This window comes from Pseudomonas sp. GW704-F2 (assembly GCF_059423025.1).
Genome location: NZ_JBWKXO010000010.1, coordinates 11,001 through 27,039 on the forward strand (window position 1 = coordinate 11,001; position 16,039 = coordinate 27,039).

Below are 16,039 nucleotides of genomic sequence, written 5' to 3' on the forward strand. Positions count from 1 at the left end.
TCCTCTCTTATTAGATGCGTTCAATCGCCAGCGCCAGGCCCTGGCCCACTCCAACACACATGGTCGCCAGACCTTTGCGGCCGCCGGTTTTTTCAAGTTGATGCAGAGCCGTCAGCACCAGTCGCGCACCGCTCATGCCCAGAGGATGGCCGAGGGCGATGGCGCCGCCGTTCGGGTTGACCTGGGGCGCATCGTCGGCGATGCCCAATTCACGCAACACCGCCAGGCCCTGGCTGGCGAAGGCCTCGTTGAGTTCGATCACATCGAAATCGGTGACGGCCAGGCCCAGGCGTTCCACCAGCTTGCGAACCGCCGGCACCGGGCCGATGCCCATCACCCGTGGCGCGACACCGGCGCTGGCCATGCCCAGCACTCGGGCACGGGCGGTCAGGCCATGTTTTTTCACGGCCTCGGCAGACGCAAGAATCAGCGCCGCCGCCCCGTCGTTCACACCCGACGCATTGCCGGCGGTGACGGTCTTGTCCGGGCCATTGACCGGTTTGAGCCGGGCCAGGGTTTCCAGGGTGGTGTCGGCCCGTGGATGCTCATCGTGTTCCACCACGGTTTCGCCTTTTTTATGGGCGACCCGCACCGGCACGATTTCTTCGGCGAAGAACCCGGCGGCCTGGGCGGCGGCGGTGCGTTGCTGGCTGCGCAGGGCGAAGGCGTCCTGGTCGGCGCGGGACACATGGTAGTCGTCGGCGACGTTATCGGCGGTCTGCGGCATCGCATCCACGCCGTACTGGGCCTTCATCAGCGGGTTGATGAAGCGCCAGCCGATGGTGGTGTCTTCGAGCTTCATGTTGCGCGAAAACGCCGTGTCAGCCTTGCCCATCACGAACGGCGCGCGGGACATCGACTCGACGCCGCCGGCAATCGCCAATTCCATTTCACCGCTGGCAATCGCACGAAAGGCGGTGCCGATCGCGTCCATGCCCGAAGCGCACAAACGGTTGAGGGTCACGCCGGGAATGCTCGACGGCAGGCCCGCCAGCAACAGCGCCATGCGCGCGACGTTGCGGTTGTCTTCACCGGCCTGGTTGGCGCAGCCGAGGAACACTTCATCGACTGCGTGCCAATCCACGCTAGGGTTGCGTTTGATCAGCGCCTTGATCGGCAGTGCCGCCAGGTCGTCGGCACGCACCGTGGACAGGCCACCGCCGAAACGGCCGATGGGGGTACGAATCGCATCACAGATAAATACGTCGCGCATCAGGCTTCTCCGGGTGCTTGGCCGTGGGCGGCCGCTGTGCGGGCTTCGAGATCACGCAGGGCGGTCAGCTCGACTGCCGTCGGTTCCGCGGTGGTGCTGACCTGATCGGCAAAGCGGATCGCCCAGCCGGTGGCCGCGACCACTTGCTCGCGGGTCACGCCGGGGTGCAGCGCGGTGACCACGAACTCATGGCTGCCCTCTTCCGGCTCCATGATGCACAGGTCGGTAATAATCCCAACAGGACCGGCGCCGGGCAGGCCCAGGCGCTTGCGTGAATCGCCGCCCTCGCCGTGGCCGACGGAGGTGATGAAGTCCAGCTTGTCGACAAACGAACGCGCCGACTGCTTGAGAATGATCAGCACGCTCTTGGCCGAGCCGGCAATCTCCGGCGCGCCACCGGCACCCGGCAGGCGCACTTTGGGCTGGTGATAATCGCCGACCACAGTGGTGTTGATATTGCCGAAACGGTCGACCTGGGCCGCGCCGAGAAAACCGACGTCGATGCGCCCGCCCTGCAGCCAGTAGCGAAAGATCTCACCGGTGGGGACGACAGTGTCGGCAGTCTCGGCCAACTCGCCGTCACCAATGGACAGCGGCAATACGCTGGGCTTGGCGCCAATCGGGCCGGACTCGTAGATCAGCACCACATCCGGCGAAGACGTCAGGCGCGCCAGGTTGGCCGCCTTGGACGGCAGGCCGATGCCGACAAAACACACCGAATCATTCTTCAGACGGCGTGCAGCGGCGACGGTCATCATTTCATTGGTCGAGTAAGCCATTACTTGGCCTCCTGCGCGGCGGCCAGCTTGGCCTGGAATTCACTGAAATCGGCAGTGCCGTGGATGTATTCGTCGATCCAGGCGGTAAACGTCCCCCGATCGCGAGCGATCGGGTCCCAGGCCTGGTAGAAACGGTTATCGCGTTGGTTATAGCCATGGGCATAGGACGGGTGCGCGCCACCAGGCACATGGCACACCGCCGTCAGCGCCCAGGTCGGCAGCACGCAGCTGTTCATCGGCGCGTTGAGGTCGTCGACGATTTCTTCGACGGTGACGATGCAACGCTTGGCGGCCAGCGCTGCTTCCTTCTGCACGCCAAGAATGCCCCAGAGCAGCACGTTGCCCTTGCGGTCGGCCTTTTGCGCGTGGATCACGCTGACGTCTGGACGTACCGACGGCACCGCCGCCAGCACTTCGCCGGTGAATGGGCAGGTGACTGTCTTGATCAGCGGGTTGACCTTGGGCAGATCGGAACCGGCGTAGGCACGCAACACCGCGAACGGCAGGCCGGAAGCACCGGCGACGTAGGCATTGGCCAGGTCGGCGTGGCTGTGTTCCTCAATCTCCAGGGGTTGCGGCCAGTGTTTCTCGACCGCATCACGCAGGCGATGCAGGGAACCCACGCCAGGGTTGCCGCCCCAGGAAAAAATCAACTTGCGGGCGCAGCCGGCGCCGATCAACTGGTCGTAGATCAGGTCAGGCGTCATACGTACCAGCGTCAGGTCTTTCTTGCCCTGACGAATGATTTCATGACCCGCTGCCGTAGGGATCAGGTGGGTAAAGCCTTCCAGTGCGACAGTATCGCCGTCGTTCACGAATCGCTTCACCGCGTCACGCAGCGCAAGAATTTCAGCCATGGGTTCGGGCTCCCGGTGTGGATCGAAAAAGGCGCGAAGGTGGCGCCGAAGTACTTGAAGGTTAAGCCGGGGCAAAAAGCCAAACAATCCGATAATCGACACAGTGTTCGATTATCGAACCAATTGTTGTCTAGCTAATCTTTCTTGCGCCCACAGGAATTGCGCGTGTCTTCAGGTGGCGTCGGCATGGCTGACCATGCCTTTGATCACCACGGCGGCCGTGGCCAATGCGGCGGGGATCACCAGCGCGGTGAGCACCTGCTCGAAGTTCCAGCCCAGGCCCAGCAAGGTGGCGCCCATCCACGCGCCGAGGATCGCGCCGAAGCGGCCGATACCGAGCATCCATGACACGCCGGTGGCGCGGCCCTGGGTCGGGTAGAAGCGTGCGGCCAGGGACGGCATCGCCGATTGCGCACCGTTGACGCACATCCCGGCGACCAGCACCAAGGTCGCCAACACGGTGATATTGCCCAGGCTCTGCCCTACCGCGTAGGCAAATACCCCGGCCAGCAGGTAGAACGTGCCGATGACCTTGTGCGGGTTGAACCGGTCCATCGCCCAGCCCACCCCGACCGCACTCAACACGCCACCAAACTGGAATAGCGCACCGATGAACGCGGCCTGTTCCATGCTCGCGCCACTGTCGCGCATCAGCGTGGGCAGCCAACTGGTCAGCAGGTACACAATCACCAGGCCCATGAAGTAGGTGAGCCAGAGCAACAAGGTGCCGGCGCTGTAGGTGCCGGAGAAGATCACCGCGAATACGTTGCGCGCCTTCACGGTTTTTTGCTCGGGCACGCTGAAACCGCTGGCTTGGGCGACGATGCCGGGCTCGATGGGTGACAAGGCTTTGCGCACCTTGTCGGTGCCGCGGTTGCGCACCACCAGGTAGCGCGCCGATTCCGGCAGCCATCCCCACAACACCACCGCGAGGATCAACGGCAAAATACCGCCGATAAGCAGCAAGCTGTGCCAGCCGAATGCCGGGATCAATTTGGCCGAGATAAACCCGCCACCGGCCATGCCCAGGTTGAAACCGCAGAACATGCTGGTCACCAGCAGCGATTTATGGCGTTCGGGGGTGTATTCGGACAGCAGCGTGGTGGCATTCGGCATACCGGCGCCCAACCCCAGGCCGGTGAGGAAGCGCAACACCAGCAACTGATCGACGTTGCTGCTGTAGGCCGAGGCCAGGCTGAAGGCGCCAAACACCAGCACCGCACTCACCAATACCACTTTGCGCCCGAAACGGTCCGCCAGCGGGCCGGAACCCAGGGCGCCGAATACCATGCCGATCAGCGCGGCGCTCATCACCGGGCCGAGGCTGGCGCGGTCAATGCCCCAGTCCTGGGACAGCGCGGGCGCGATGAAGCCCATGGCGGCGGTGTCGAGGCCATCGAGAAAGACAATCAGGAAACACAGGATCACCACACGCCACTGATAGCGTGACAGTGGCTGGGCGTTGATGAAGGACTGCACGTCCAGGGTGGTAGCGACAGAAGGTTGATTCATTATTGTTATTCCACACCGATGGCGGGCCAACGACCTGGGGTCGTCATTATTATTGGGCGGCGCTCAGAGCGCTGCCGCACAGTAATAACCCAGGGGAAACAACGTCAATTGATCGAACCGGGATCTGTGCGGTCACCGAACAGCTTAGGCAAACAGTTGCGCACTCAACTCACGGCTGGCGCTGAGCATGCTCGGCAGGAAGCGCTGCTCCAGTTCGCTACGGCTGACACGACCGGCATGGGTACTCACGTTGAGCGCCGCCAGCACCTGGCCGGACGCGTCATACACCGGCACCGCAATGGAACGCAGGCCTTGCTCCAACTCCTGATCGACGATGCACCAGCCCTGCTGGCGCACGTGTTGCAGACACTCGAACAAGGCTTCAGGCGTGGTAAGGGTGCGGCTGGTCTTGGTTTGCAGGTCGGCGTGGTCGAGGTAGTCCTGCAGCGACGCATCGTCCAGCGCCGCCAGCAGGATGCGGCCCATGGAAGTGCAGTACGCCGGCAAGCGCCCGCCTACCGAGAGGTCCACGGAAATCAGGCGCTGTGTGGTGGCCGACCGGGCGATATAGAGGATGTCGTCGCCTTCCAGGGTGGCCATGTTGCAGGCTTCGTGAAGCTGCTCGCTCATGCGGTCCAGGTACGGTTGAGCGGAGACCGCCAACGGCGTCGAGGACAGATAGGCATGCCCGAGGGTCAGCACCTTGGGCAACAGCGAATAGGTGCGCCCGTCAGTGGTGGCGTAGCCGAGCTTGATCAAGGTGTGCAGGCAACGGCGCACGGCGGCGCGGGGGATTTCGGTACGGTGGCTGATTTGGGCGATGGTCAAGTGACGCTTGCGTTCCTGGAACGCCTGCACCACGGCCAGGCCACGGGCCAGGGAGGTCATGAAGTCCGGATCACCGGTGAATGCCTGGATGCGTTTGGCCGGTGAAGCCACGATCGGCGGCGCCGCTGACGCAAAGGAGTTGCGCAATTGATCGTTCATTTCAAGGTCCTCTTTATTATTTTCAACCGCTGGCGCTTATCGGCAACCGCGAAGGTTGCTCGCTATTGAAAGCCGCCCCAACCGGGATGCACAAGGTTGGGTCAGCAACGTTGGGCGATTATCGGACGATCATGCGATTATCGCAATTTTGCCGGCGCGATCATAAAAACCGGATTGCATGACAGCATTGGGCTTACGCCGGCATTTATGTCGGCCACTTCCCAACCAAGACTGACGCGTGCATGTAACAAAAGCCTCACACAACGTTGACGCTTTTTAACTTTATGATGATAGTGTTATTAAAATGCGCCGCTATAATGCAACCTGTGCAGAGGTCAGCCCGATATCCATATCGGGATGGGAGCTCGCCCGGCATCGTATGTTGATTATGCTGCCGTTTATAAATACCGGTTCAAGGAAGTCACCGCTGGCAATTCGTCTAAAGTTGAAGGGTTCACCTGCTCAACTTAAAACATGCCGAGGGCAATATTCGGGTGTAGCACTGCACGTTAATTAAACTCAACTCAAATTAGGTAACACTGTGACGAAAGATGAACTGCGCGCGGAACTTGAGCGCCAGGAGCAACGTTACAAGGACGTATACGGCGGGGAAGTCACCACCTACGCCGCTCAGCCTGAACCAGAGCGCAAGCCATGGCGCAAACGAGCGAGTCTGCTCGATCAGGCCTTTGCCCAGGAGATCCAAAAGATTGAACAGGAACTCAAAGCCGAAGAGCCATAAGCATCGAGGTTTGAGTCCAACGGGTTCTGCTGTCTCCGCCGGCTCACCGCCGGCGGAGGGCACCTCGCTCGTGGGTCAATTATTCAGCGTCCTGCTGCGACCAACGAAATTTCGTACAAATGTTTCAGAGATGACGTTTAGGTGACAAAAACCCACCTCTACGACGCCGCGCTTTGTAAATCAAAGACTTGCCGAGCCCCCGAAAACCCTGGGATGCGCGCTGCTGCCCGGCTTTTTTTCAATGAAGATTGTTACCGATGAGCAGCTAGTGCATCGATTACCGAGGTTTTCTGGCATAATCGCGCCCCCTTACGACCGGGTCAGAAAACCTTCATGATCGATTTATTCAGCGGACTGGATGCTTGGGTTCTCGTGAGCCTGCTGCTCGCCCTGGCCTTTGTCCTCGCCTTCGAGTTCATCAATGGCTTTCATGACACCGCTAACGCGGTGGCCACAGTCATCTATACCAAAGCCATGCCGCCGCATCTGGCCGTGTTCTTCTCCGGGTTGTTCAACTTCCTCGGCGTATTGCTCGGCGGTGTCGGTGTCGCCTACGCCATCGTGCATTTGCTGCCGGTGGAATTGCTGATCAATGTGAACACCGGCCATGGTCTGGCGATGGTCTTCTCATTATTGGCCGCGGCGATCACCTGGAACCTGGGCACCTGGTACTTCGGTATTCCCGCCTCCAGCTCTCACACCCTGATCGGCTCGATCCTGGGTGTCGGCCTCGCGAATGCGCTGATCAACGACATTCCCCTGGCTGACGGGGTGAACTGGCAGAAGGCTATCGATATCGGTGCGTCCCTGGTGTTCTCGCCCATGGCCGGCTTTCTGGTCGCAGCCCTGTTGCTGATCAGCCTGAAGTGGTGGCGTCCGCTGTCCAAGATGCATAAAACTCCGGACGAGCGCCGCAAGGTCGACGAGAAGAAGCGCCCGCCGTTCTGGAACCGCTTGGTTCTGGTGATTTCCGCCATGGCCGTGAGTTTCGTCCACGGCTCCAACGATGGGCAAAAAGGTATCGGCCTGATCATGCTGGTGCTGATCGGTATCGTGCCGGCGCAGTTCGTTCTCGACCTGGGCAGCACCACTTACCAGATCGAGCGTACCCGCGACGCCACCCTGCACCTGAACCAGTTCTACCAGCGCAATCAAGTAACCCTGGGCGAATTCCTGGCTCTGGGCAAAAGCGTGAAGGACGACCTGCCGGGCAAGTTCCGCTGCAACCCACAGCAGACTGAACCGACCATCAACGCGCTGCTCGACACCTTGAAAGGTGTTTCCGACTACCATTCGTTGACGTCCGACCAGCGCATCGAGGTACGCCGCTACCTGCTGTGCCTGGACGACACCGCGAAGAAAGTCGGCAAGCTGCCAGGCCTGGACGCCCGTGAGAAATCCGACCTCGACAAGCTGCGCAAAGACCTGACCGCCACCACCGAATACGCACCGTTCTGGGTGATTATCGCGGTCGCACTCGCCCTGGGCCTGGGCACCATGGTCGGCTGGAAGCGCGTGGTACTGACCATCGGCGAGAAGATCGGCAAGCAGGGCATGACCTATGCCCAAGGCATGTCAGCGCAAATCACCACCGCCAGCATGATCGCTCTGGCCAACATCTTCAGCCTGCCGGTATCGACCACCCACGTGTTGTCGTCCGGTGTTGCCGGCACCATGGTTGCCAACAAGAGCGGCCTGCAAGGCGGCACGGTGAAGACCATCCTGATGGCCTGGGTATTGACCCTGCCGGCGACCGTAGGCCTGTCGGCCGGGTTGTTCTGGATGGCGTCCAAGGCGCTGGGCAGCTGATAGCCCGCTGGCCATGACAAAGGTGCGATCCGCGAGGGTCGCACCTTTTTTTATGCGGTCGATCTCAAGCCGAACGCCGTTCAGAAGTGAGAGCGGTGTTGATTAAATCGCGGGCAAAAAAAAGGGCGACCGAAGTCGCCCAAAATGCCTTGCGTGCTCATGTAACCTGGAAAAACCTATGGTTTTTTACGCTTGTTCGCGTCTCTCCAGATAAAAAATCCAAACCCTACGAAGAACAGCACCATGAGGCCAACTGTCAGCACTCCGGCAAATACCACATTATCGAAAAACATGACTGGCCTCCTGCTGTTGCCTTGTTGCGATAGGGCTAAGTTAAAGGAGAAGGCGGGTTGGGAAATTGACGAGGATCAATGTCGCCCACGACGGGGCGTAAAGAAGGGAAATAACTGACCTGCATCAATAGATGCAGGCTGTTTCAACGCTTTTTCGGTTTGTTTTTCGGTTTTTTCTTAACTTTTCCGAGCGGCATCGCCTGTTCAAACGCCTGGCGAACCTCATTCAGACGTTTGTCGTTGAGGTCATGCACCCGTTTAGCGCGTTCGGCGTTCAGGTCGATCAGTTTGTCGTCATCACTCATGGCTTGGCTTACGTCGTGGCGGGGATCGCTTAATAATGCGGCCTCACTTGCCCGACAGCAAATCAGCGGGCGACAAAATGCAGGTCATCGCCCAAAATCGGCACTTCCCCCTTACCCAAGAGGCGCACACAGGTGGCACTGCACAAGGACCTTCCGCCGTTGCTGGCCCTGCGCGCCTTCGAGGCCGTGGCGCGGCACTTGAGCTTCATCAAGGCGGCCCATGAGTTGTCAGTGACCCAGAGCGCGCTCAGCCATCAGGTACACAAGCTCGAACAGTACCTGGGCAAACCACTATTTGTCCGACGCACCCGCGCGATTGATCTGACCGCAGACGGCCAACACTACTACGAGCAAATCCGCCCTGCCCTCGACCTGATCGCCGCCGCCACCCGCAGCCAACGGGTGGTGTCCAGCGTCACGGTGTTGCGCATCGGCTTGCTCGCGTCCTTCGCCACCTTATGGCTGGCGCCGCGCCTGGCCGGTTTTCTGCAACGCTACCCGCAGATCGAGGTGGAGCTGGTGCCAGCGATTCAACTGGCGAACGTCGCGGCGGCCGAGGTCGACCTGGCCATCCGCTATGGCAAAGGCGACTGGCCCGACGTGCAGGCCACGCGGCTGATGCCGGAAGTGCTCTCCCCCGTGTGCAGCCCGGCGTTCAAGGCCAGCCGGCAGCACAACGGCGCGCTGCTGATGGCCACCTCGCACCGCCCGTTCGAATGGACGGATTGGTCCGGCCATTATCAAGTCGACCTCAGCCCGCATCCGCGCGTGGTGCTGCATGACTACAACATCGTGGTCGAAGCCGCCGTGGCCGGCCAAGGTATCGCCATGGGCCGTCACCGCTTGATCGAGCGCCGGCTCCAGGACGGCAGCCTGGTAGAAGCCTTCGACTGGCCGCCGTATCGCAGCGAAATCGGCTACTGGCTGATCGCGCCCCAAGGCCCCGCCAGCGCGGCGGCCGAATGTTTCAGCGCGTGGTTGAAGGCTGCCTGCGCCGACGCGTGAGTTATTTAGATACATCGGATGATATCTATGCGTTTGTCGTCCATCACCTTGATCAACATGCTGAAACCTCTCAACCCAGAGGATTCAACATGCGCGATTCCATCCGCCAACGCGTGCAGGCCCTCGGCCTCACGCTGCCGACGCCCAGCCAGCCGATTGCCAATTATATCAACCATGTGATCAGCCGGAATCCGTTGTTTATCTCCGGGCAAATCCCGTTGCTGGGCGGCAAACCGGCCTATGTCGGCCGCCTGGGCGAATCCCTCGGTGACAAAGGCCGGCATGTACGCACGGCTGTCGGTGTGTCCAGCCTGCCGGGGGGCGTGGCGGTGGAAGTCGACGCCGTGTTCGAGCTGCAGCCATGAGCCCGCTTGACGTCCAGCGCCTGCGCGAGGCCACGCCGGGTTGTCGGTCCGGTCTCGTACACTTCAACACGGCCGGTGCTGCATTGCCGAGCCAGGCGACCCTCGACACCATCATCGAGCAACTGCAACGCGAAGCGTGCGACGGCCCGATGGAGGCCAGCGAGCATGGCGCCATCCTGGTGGAAAAAGCCCGCCGCGCCGCCGGCCAGTTGCTCAATGCACCCACCGCGTCGATTGCCTTTGCCGGCAGCGGCTCGACCGCCTGGAGCCTGGCGTTCCAGGCGCTGGGCCGGTGGCAGCCGGGCGACAGGATTCTGGTGGGGCGCCACGAATGGGGCGGCAACCTGGCGAGCATGGAACTGGCAGTGCAGGCCGGTGCGCGAATCGAGGTGATCCCCTGCGATGAAACCGGTGCAGTCTGCCCGGTAGCCCTGGAAGCGATGATCGACGCAAGCGTGAAACTGATCGACCTGACCTGGCTCCCCGCCAATGGCGGCCTGATCAACCCCGCCCAGGCGATTGGTGAAGTGGCCAGGCGGCATGGCATCCCCTACTTCATCGATGCCGGCCAAGCGGTCGGCCAGGTGCCGGTGGATGTGCAGGCGCTGCACTGCGACGTGCTCAAGTCGGCGGGCCGCAAGCACCTGCGCGGGCCGCGGGGCACGGCGCTGCTGTACGTGCGGCCGGACTTTCTGGCGCGGTTGAACCCTGCGCAGCGCGATGTGTTTTCAGCGCCGTGGAGCGCCCAGGGGTTCGGCCTGCGCAACGATGCCCGACGCTTTGAAACCAGCGAAACGTCCTATGCCTTATTCGCAGGTTTGGGCAATGCGTTGCAGGAACTCAATCAACTGGGGATTGAGCGGGTGTGGGACCGGGTCCGGCAGACCAGCGAGCGAATCCGCGAAACGTTGCGTCAGACTCCGGGAATCTCTCTGCATGACTTGGGCACCAGCCAATCAGGCTTGATCGCCTTCAACCTCGCCGGCTGGGACGCCTTCGAGCTCAAGCGTCGCCTGGAGCTCAAGCGCATCAATATCGGCGCCAACGATGTGGCGTATACCCCACTGGATATGCAGGCACGAGGCCTGGCCAGCATTGCGCGAATCTCCGTCAGCCCGCTCAACACCGATCAGGACATTGAACGGCTGATGGCGGCCTTGCGCGAACTGCGCGATTAAACCTCGACGTCCACCCACAACCCCTGGCGCGGCGCGTCTTCGATCAGCGGCGCCACGGGCACGGTGTTATCGGCGTTGAGCTCGTCGCCGGGGATCGCCAAGTGCGCCTCCGGGTCGTCATCGGCTTCGCGCCGGCGTTTCTGCTGCTCCTGCTGGCGACGTTGCTCCTCGCGCAGCAAAAACGTCGACTGCTCGGCATCGCCTTTTTTCAGGTCGATCGTGCTCTCGTTGGAACTCGCTTGTACGGGCACCACGGGCGGAATATCGGGTTTTTGACGCACCGGGTCGAGTTGCGACGTGACCGGCACAACGCTGACGGGCAGCATAGGTGGCAGCATAATAGTTGTTCTCCTGTCAGCAGGCTGTCGGCGGGCGGCGGGCGGACTTGAGCGCAGGCTTGCCAACCTGTGACCCAGTCGACACTCACAAGTGCCCGCCATCTGTCGACTCAACATTCGATGCACGGCGCAAACCGCGTAGTTTTTGTCAGAGTCCTTTGGATGAGGGCCTTGTTCCGTTAAGATAGTCGGCTTTTTCACGGCGGGAGTCAGGCAGCATGGCGCAGCAGTATCAACCGGGGCAACGCTGGATTAGTGACAGCGAAGCAGAGCTGGGTTTAGGCACCGTTCTGGCACAGGACGGCCGCTTGCTGACCGTGCTCTATCCGGCCACTGGCGACACGCGCCAGTATGCGCTACGGAATGCGCCCCTCACCCGCGTGAGGTTCTCGCCGGGCGACAGCATCACCCATTTCGAAGGCTGGAAAATGACCGTGCAAGAAGTCGACGACATCGACGGCCTGCTGGTCTACCACGGCCTCAATGGGCAGAACGAGCAGGTCACCCTGCCGGAAACCCAACTGTCGAACTTCATCCAGTTCCGCCTGGCCAGCGACCGTCTGTTCGCCGGGCAGATCGACCCGCTGGCCTGGTTCTCGCTGCGCTATCACACCCTGGAACACACCAGCCGCCAGTTGCAATCTTCGCTGTGGGGCCTGGGCGGCGTGCGTGCGCAACCGATTGCCCACCAGTTGCACATCGCCCGTGAAGTCGCCGACCGTATCGCGCCACGGGTATTGCTGGCCGACGAAGTGGGCCTGGGCAAGACCATCGAAGCCGGCCTGGTGATCCATCGCCAGTTGCTGTCCGGGCGCGCCAACCGCGTGCTGATCCTGGTTCCGGAAAACCTGCAGCACCAGTGGCTGGTGGAAATGCGCCGGCGCTTCAACCTGCAAGTGGCGCTGTTCGACGAAGAACGCTTCATCGAAAGCGATGCCGCCAACCCGTTCGAAGACACCCAACTGGCCCTGGTGGCCCTGGAGTGGCTGGTGGACGACGAGAAGGCCCAGGACGCACTGTTCGCCGCCGGCTGGGACCTGCTGGTGGTCGACGAAGCCCACCACCTGGTCTGGCATGAAGACAATGCCAGCGCCGAGTACTCGCTGGTCGAACAGCTGGCCGAGGTCATCCCGGGCGTGCTGCTGCTCACCGCTACCCCGGAACAACTGGGCCAGGACAGCCACTTCGCGCGCCTGCGCCTGCTGGACCCGAACCGTTTCCACGATCTGCAAGCGTTCCGCGCCGAAAGCGAGAACTATCGCCCGGTGGCCGAAGCGGTGCAGGAACTGCTGGACAAGGGCCGTCTCTCCCCGGCCGCGCACACCACCATCCAGGGTTTCCTCGGCAACGAAGGTGAAGCGCTGCTCACCGCCGTCAACGATGGCGACACCGAAGCCAGCGCGCGCCTGGTGCGCGAGCTGCTCGACCGCCACGGCACCGGCCGCGTACTGTTTCGCAACACCCGCGCCGCGGTGCAGGGCTTCCCGGAGCGCAAGCTGCACGCCTACCCGCTGCCGAACCCGGACGAATACCTCGAATTGCCGCTGGGCGAACATGCCGAGCTGTACCCGGAAGTCAGCTTCCAGTCGCAGCCGGATATCGAGGAAGACAATCGCTGGTGGCGCTTCGACCCACGGGTTGAATGGCTGATCGACCAGCTGAAAATGCTCAAGCGCACCAAGGTCCTGGTGATCTGCGCCCACGCCGAAACCGCGATGGACCTCGAAGACGCCCTGCGCGTGCGCTCCGGCATCCCGGCCACGGTGTTCCATGAAGGCATGAACATCCTCGAACGTGATCGCGCCGCCGCCTACTTCGCCGATGAAGAATTCGGCGCCCAAGTGCTGATCTGTTCGGAAATCGGCAGCGAAGGCCGCAACTTCCAGTTTTCCCACCACCTGGTGCTGTTCGATCTGCCGTCCCACCCCGACCTGCTGGAACAGCGGATCGGCCGTCTGGACCGGATCGGCCAGAAACATGTGATCGAACTGCACGTGCCGTACCTGGAAACCAGCCCGCAAGAGCGCCTGTTCCAGTGGTACCACGAAGCGCTGAATGCGTTCCTCAACACCTGCCCGACCGGCAACGCCTTGCAGCATCAGTTCGGCCCACGCCTGCTGCCGTTGCTGGAAAACGCCGACGACGGCGAGTGGCAAGCCCTGATCGACGAAGCCCGTGCCGAGCGCGAGCGCCTGGAACAGGAACTGCACACCGGCCGCGACCGTTTGCTGGAACTCAACTCCGGCGGCGCGGGTGAAGGCGATGCGCTGGTGGAAGACATCCTCGAGCAAGACGACCAGTTCGCCCTGCCGATCTATATGGAAACCCTGTTCGATGCGTTTGGTATCGACAGCGAAGACCATTCGGAAAACGCGCTGATCCTCAAGCCCAGCGAAAAAATGCTCGACGCCAGCTTCCCCCTGGGCGACGACGAAGGGGTGACCATCACCTACGACCGTAACCAGGCGCTGTCGCGTGAAGACATGCAGTTCATCACCTGGGAACACCCGATGGTGCAGGGCGGCATGGACCTGGTGCTGTCCGGTTCCATGGGCAACACCGCCGTCGCGCTGATCAAGAACAAGGCGCTCAAGCCCGGCACCGTGTTGCTGGAGCTGCTCTACGTCAGCGAAGTGGTTGCCCCGCGTTCGCTGCAACTGGGCCGCTACCTGCCGCCGGCCGCCCTGCGCTGCCTGCTGGACGCCAACGGCAACGACCTGTCCGGCCGCGTGTCGTTCGAAACCTTGAACGACCAGCTGGAAAGCGTGCCACGGGCCAGCGCCAACAAGTTCGTCCAGGCCCAGCGCGACCAGCTGACGCCACGCATCAACGCCGGCGAAGAGAAGATCACCCCGCGCCATGCCGAGCGCGTGGCCGAGGCCAAGCGTCGCCTGGCAGCCGACACCGACGAAGAACTGGCGCGCCTGACCGCGTTGCAAGCGGTCAACCCGACCGTGCGCGACAGCGAACTGATTGCCCTGCGCCAACAGCGCGAGCAAGGCCTGGCCATGCTCGACAAGGCCGCGCTGCGCCTGGAAGCGATCCGGGTGTTGGTGGCGGGTTGATTGCTGCGTTGCTCAGCTAAAAAGAAGGCCCGCGCAATGCGGGTCTTTTTTATTCACTGAAGAAGGTCTTCGCCAGTCATGGCCTCATCGGGAGCAAGCCCCCTCCCACACTTGGAATGCAGTTCCAGTGTGGGAGGGAGCTTGCTCCCGATGGCGTCAACGCGATCTCAAGCCGTCGCAGCAGCAGCCGGCACTGCCACCTCCACCGCCACCAGCCCGTCTTTCATCCGCTTGGCATCCCGCACAAAACTGCGCGACGCCTGAAACAGAAACAGCATGGTCAAGAACAGCGCCACCGGAATCAGGTACATGGCGTCATGCAACCCCACCGCTTTATAAGCCTCGGTCATCTGCTCCGCCCCGGCGGCATACATCGCCGAATGGGCAAAGTGATCGGACAAGCCCCCCACCACCACCGGCCCCATGCCGCCACCCAGCAAGTACAGGCCGGCAAAGAACAGCGCCATCGCCGTGGCCCGCAGGCGCGGCTCGACCACGTCCTGGATCGCCGTGTACACACAGGTGTAGAAGTTGTAGGCAAACAACCAACCCACACTGAACAGCGCGACAAACACACCGATCTCGATACGCCCGGCGTGCAAGGCCCAGGCGGTGGTGACGGTGGAAATGATCAGGCTGAACGCGGCAAACAACAGGCGGCCATTGGCAACCCGTTGATGGATTTTGTCGGCGATCCAGCCGCCCAACGTCAGGCCGACCAGCCCGGTCAACCCGACGATCACCCCGGTGGCAACCGCCGCGTCCTGCAACGGCATCAGGAAATAGCGCTGCAGCATCGGCACCAGGAACGAGTTACACGCATAGGTTGCGAAGTTGAAGCACAGCCCGGCCAGCACCAACCAGAGAAAGGTCGGCACCGCCAGCACGCGGCGGATCGGGCGGTCGACGCGTTCCTGGGAGACTTGCACGGTTTCTGCCGCGCCGCGCTTGGGTTCTTTGATAAAGAACATGAAGACCGCGAGGATCAGCCCCGGCACGGCCGCGATAAAGAACGGCGCGCGCCAGCTGTCGAACGCCTTGACCATCGCGCCAATGGTAAAGAACGCCAGTAACAGGCCCAATGGCAGGCCCAGCATGAAAATGCCCATGGCCCGCGCACGGCGGTGGGCCGGGAACAGGTCGCCAATCAGCGAGTTGGCCGCCGGCGCGTAGCTGGCTTCGCCGATGCCGATGCCCATACGCACCAACAGGAACGTCCAGAAACTGCCGACCATGCCGTTGATCGCCGTCAACCCGCTCCACGCGAACAGGCCCCACCCCATGAGTTTGCTGCGCGAACCGGTATCGGCCAGGCGCCCGAGCGGCAGGCCGGCAATGGCGTAGACGATGGTGAAGGCGGTGCCGATGATGCCCAGCTGAAAGTCGCTCAGGTGCCATTCCATGCGGATCGGCTCGATGATGATCGCCGGAATGGTGCGGTCGAAGAAGTTGAACAGGTTGGCGAGGAACAGCAGGAACAGAATGCGCCAGGCATTCGCCGCTTGGGTCGAGTTCTGCATGGGTCCGTCTCTTTTATTGTTATGAGAGCTGCGATGCCCGATGCATCCTGCTCAGGTATCTGCAACATAGT

Annotated in this window: 15 protein-coding genes; 6 read left to right on the forward strand and 9 right to left on the reverse strand. The window is 61.9% G+C overall.

From position 1 onward, the window contains the following. Nucleotides 1–10: 10 nt before the first annotated feature. From pcaF to pcaR, 5 genes are all read right to left on the reverse strand, one after another. Complete coding sequence (pcaF, locus tag AC07W0_RS10795) at nucleotides 11–1,216, reverse strand: 3-oxoadipyl-CoA thiolase (protein WP_173677806.1); 1,206 nt, start codon at nucleotides 1,214–1,216, stop codon at nucleotides 11–13. After that, nucleotides 1,213–1,992, reverse strand: coding sequence for a CoA-transferase subunit beta (locus AC07W0_RS10800; RefSeq protein ID WP_017844817.1), 780 nt, complete (start codon nucleotides 1,990–1,992; stop codon nucleotides 1,213–1,215). Before AC07W0_RS10800 ends, pcaF begins: the two co-directional genes overlap by 4 nt. Next, nucleotides 1,992–2,849, reverse strand: coding sequence for a CoA transferase subunit A (locus AC07W0_RS10805; protein ID WP_017844816.1), 858 nt, complete (start codon nucleotides 2,847–2,849; stop codon nucleotides 1,992–1,994). Before AC07W0_RS10805 ends, AC07W0_RS10800 begins: the two co-directional genes overlap by 1 nt. A gap of 171 nt (nucleotides 2,850–3,020) precedes the next feature. Further along, nucleotides 3,021–4,361 carry a 4-hydroxybenzoate transporter PcaK gene (pcaK, locus tag AC07W0_RS10810; protein WP_102617391.1) on the reverse strand — a complete coding sequence of 447 codons (1,341 nt, stop codon included), beginning with the start codon at nucleotides 4,359–4,361 and terminating at the stop codon, nucleotides 3,021–3,023. 144 nt (nucleotides 4,362–4,505) lie between these two features. Further along, the gene (pcaR, locus tag AC07W0_RS10815) at nucleotides 4,506–5,348 is read right to left on the reverse strand and encodes a pca regulon transcriptional regulator PcaR (protein ID WP_017844814.1); all 843 of its coding nucleotides are present in this window, start codon (nucleotides 5,346–5,348) and stop codon (nucleotides 4,506–4,508) included. A 541-nt stretch (nucleotides 5,349–5,889) separates the two neighbouring features. On the opposite strand from pcaR, the gene AC07W0_RS10820 reads away from it, so the two are divergent. Together AC07W0_RS10820 and AC07W0_RS10825 are read left to right on the forward strand one after the other, a co-directional pair. Further along, nucleotides 5,890–6,090 (forward strand): hypothetical protein, encoded by a 201-nt coding sequence (locus AC07W0_RS10820; RefSeq protein ID WP_003172389.1) that lies wholly within the window; start codon nucleotides 5,890–5,892, stop codon nucleotides 6,088–6,090. Between the two features lie 333 nt (nucleotides 6,091–6,423). Next, complete coding sequence (locus AC07W0_RS10825) at nucleotides 6,424–7,899, forward strand: inorganic phosphate transporter (RefSeq protein ID WP_017844813.1); 1,476 nt, start codon at nucleotides 6,424–6,426, stop codon at nucleotides 7,897–7,899. A gap of 176 nt (nucleotides 7,900–8,075) precedes the next feature. Here AC07W0_RS10825 and ccoM read toward each other — a convergent pair whose 3' ends face one another. Together ccoM and AC07W0_RS10835 are read right to left on the reverse strand one after the other, a co-directional pair. After that, nucleotides 8,076–8,192, reverse strand: coding sequence for a cytochrome c oxidase subunit CcoM (ccoM, locus tag AC07W0_RS10830; RefSeq protein ID WP_017844812.1), 117 nt, complete (start codon nucleotides 8,190–8,192; stop codon nucleotides 8,076–8,078). A 143-nt stretch (nucleotides 8,193–8,335) separates the two neighbouring features. Beyond that, nucleotides 8,336–8,497, reverse strand: a complete 162-nt coding sequence (locus AC07W0_RS10835) for a hypothetical protein (protein ID WP_017844811.1) — start codon at nucleotides 8,495–8,497, stop codon at nucleotides 8,336–8,338. 132 nt (nucleotides 8,498–8,629) lie between these two features. Between AC07W0_RS10835 and AC07W0_RS10840 the strand changes: the two genes are divergently transcribed. From AC07W0_RS10840 to AC07W0_RS10850, 3 genes are all read left to right on the forward strand, one after another. Continuing rightward, nucleotides 8,630–9,502 carry a LysR substrate-binding domain-containing protein gene (locus AC07W0_RS10840; RefSeq protein ID WP_102617390.1) on the forward strand — a complete coding sequence of 291 codons (873 nt, stop codon included), beginning with the start codon at nucleotides 8,630–8,632 and terminating at the stop codon, nucleotides 9,500–9,502. A gap of 89 nt (nucleotides 9,503–9,591) precedes the next feature. Continuing rightward, entirely contained in the window at nucleotides 9,592–9,867 is a 276-nt protein-coding gene (locus AC07W0_RS10845) for a RidA family protein (RefSeq protein WP_017844809.1), read from the forward strand. Further along, complete coding sequence (locus AC07W0_RS10850) at nucleotides 9,864–11,045, forward strand: aminotransferase class V-fold PLP-dependent enzyme (RefSeq protein ID WP_102617389.1); 1,182 nt, start codon at nucleotides 9,864–9,866, stop codon at nucleotides 11,043–11,045. The genes AC07W0_RS10845 and AC07W0_RS10850 overlap by 4 nt, the downstream gene beginning before the upstream one ends. On the opposite strand, the gene AC07W0_RS10855 is transcribed toward AC07W0_RS10850, so the two are convergent. Then, the gene (locus AC07W0_RS10855) at nucleotides 11,042–11,383 is read right to left on the reverse strand and encodes a hypothetical protein (RefSeq protein WP_017844807.1); all 342 of its coding nucleotides are present in this window, start codon (nucleotides 11,381–11,383) and stop codon (nucleotides 11,042–11,044) included. The two genes, AC07W0_RS10850 and AC07W0_RS10855, sit on opposite strands and share 4 nt — an antisense overlap. Nucleotides 11,384–11,601: 218 nt before the next feature. Here AC07W0_RS10855 and rapA point away from each other — a divergent pair, with 218 nt between their 5' ends. Then, the gene (gene rapA, locus AC07W0_RS10860) at nucleotides 11,602–14,448 is read left to right on the forward strand and encodes an RNA polymerase-associated protein RapA (protein WP_102617388.1); all 2,847 of its coding nucleotides are present in this window, start codon (nucleotides 11,602–11,604) and stop codon (nucleotides 14,446–14,448) included. 167 nt (nucleotides 14,449–14,615) lie between these two features. Here rapA and AC07W0_RS10865 read toward each other — a convergent pair whose 3' ends face one another. Then, nucleotides 14,616–15,968, reverse strand: coding sequence for a spinster family MFS transporter (locus AC07W0_RS10865; RefSeq protein ID WP_057004736.1), 1,353 nt, complete (start codon nucleotides 15,966–15,968; stop codon nucleotides 14,616–14,618). Between the last annotated feature and the right edge of the window lie 71 nt (nucleotides 15,969–16,039).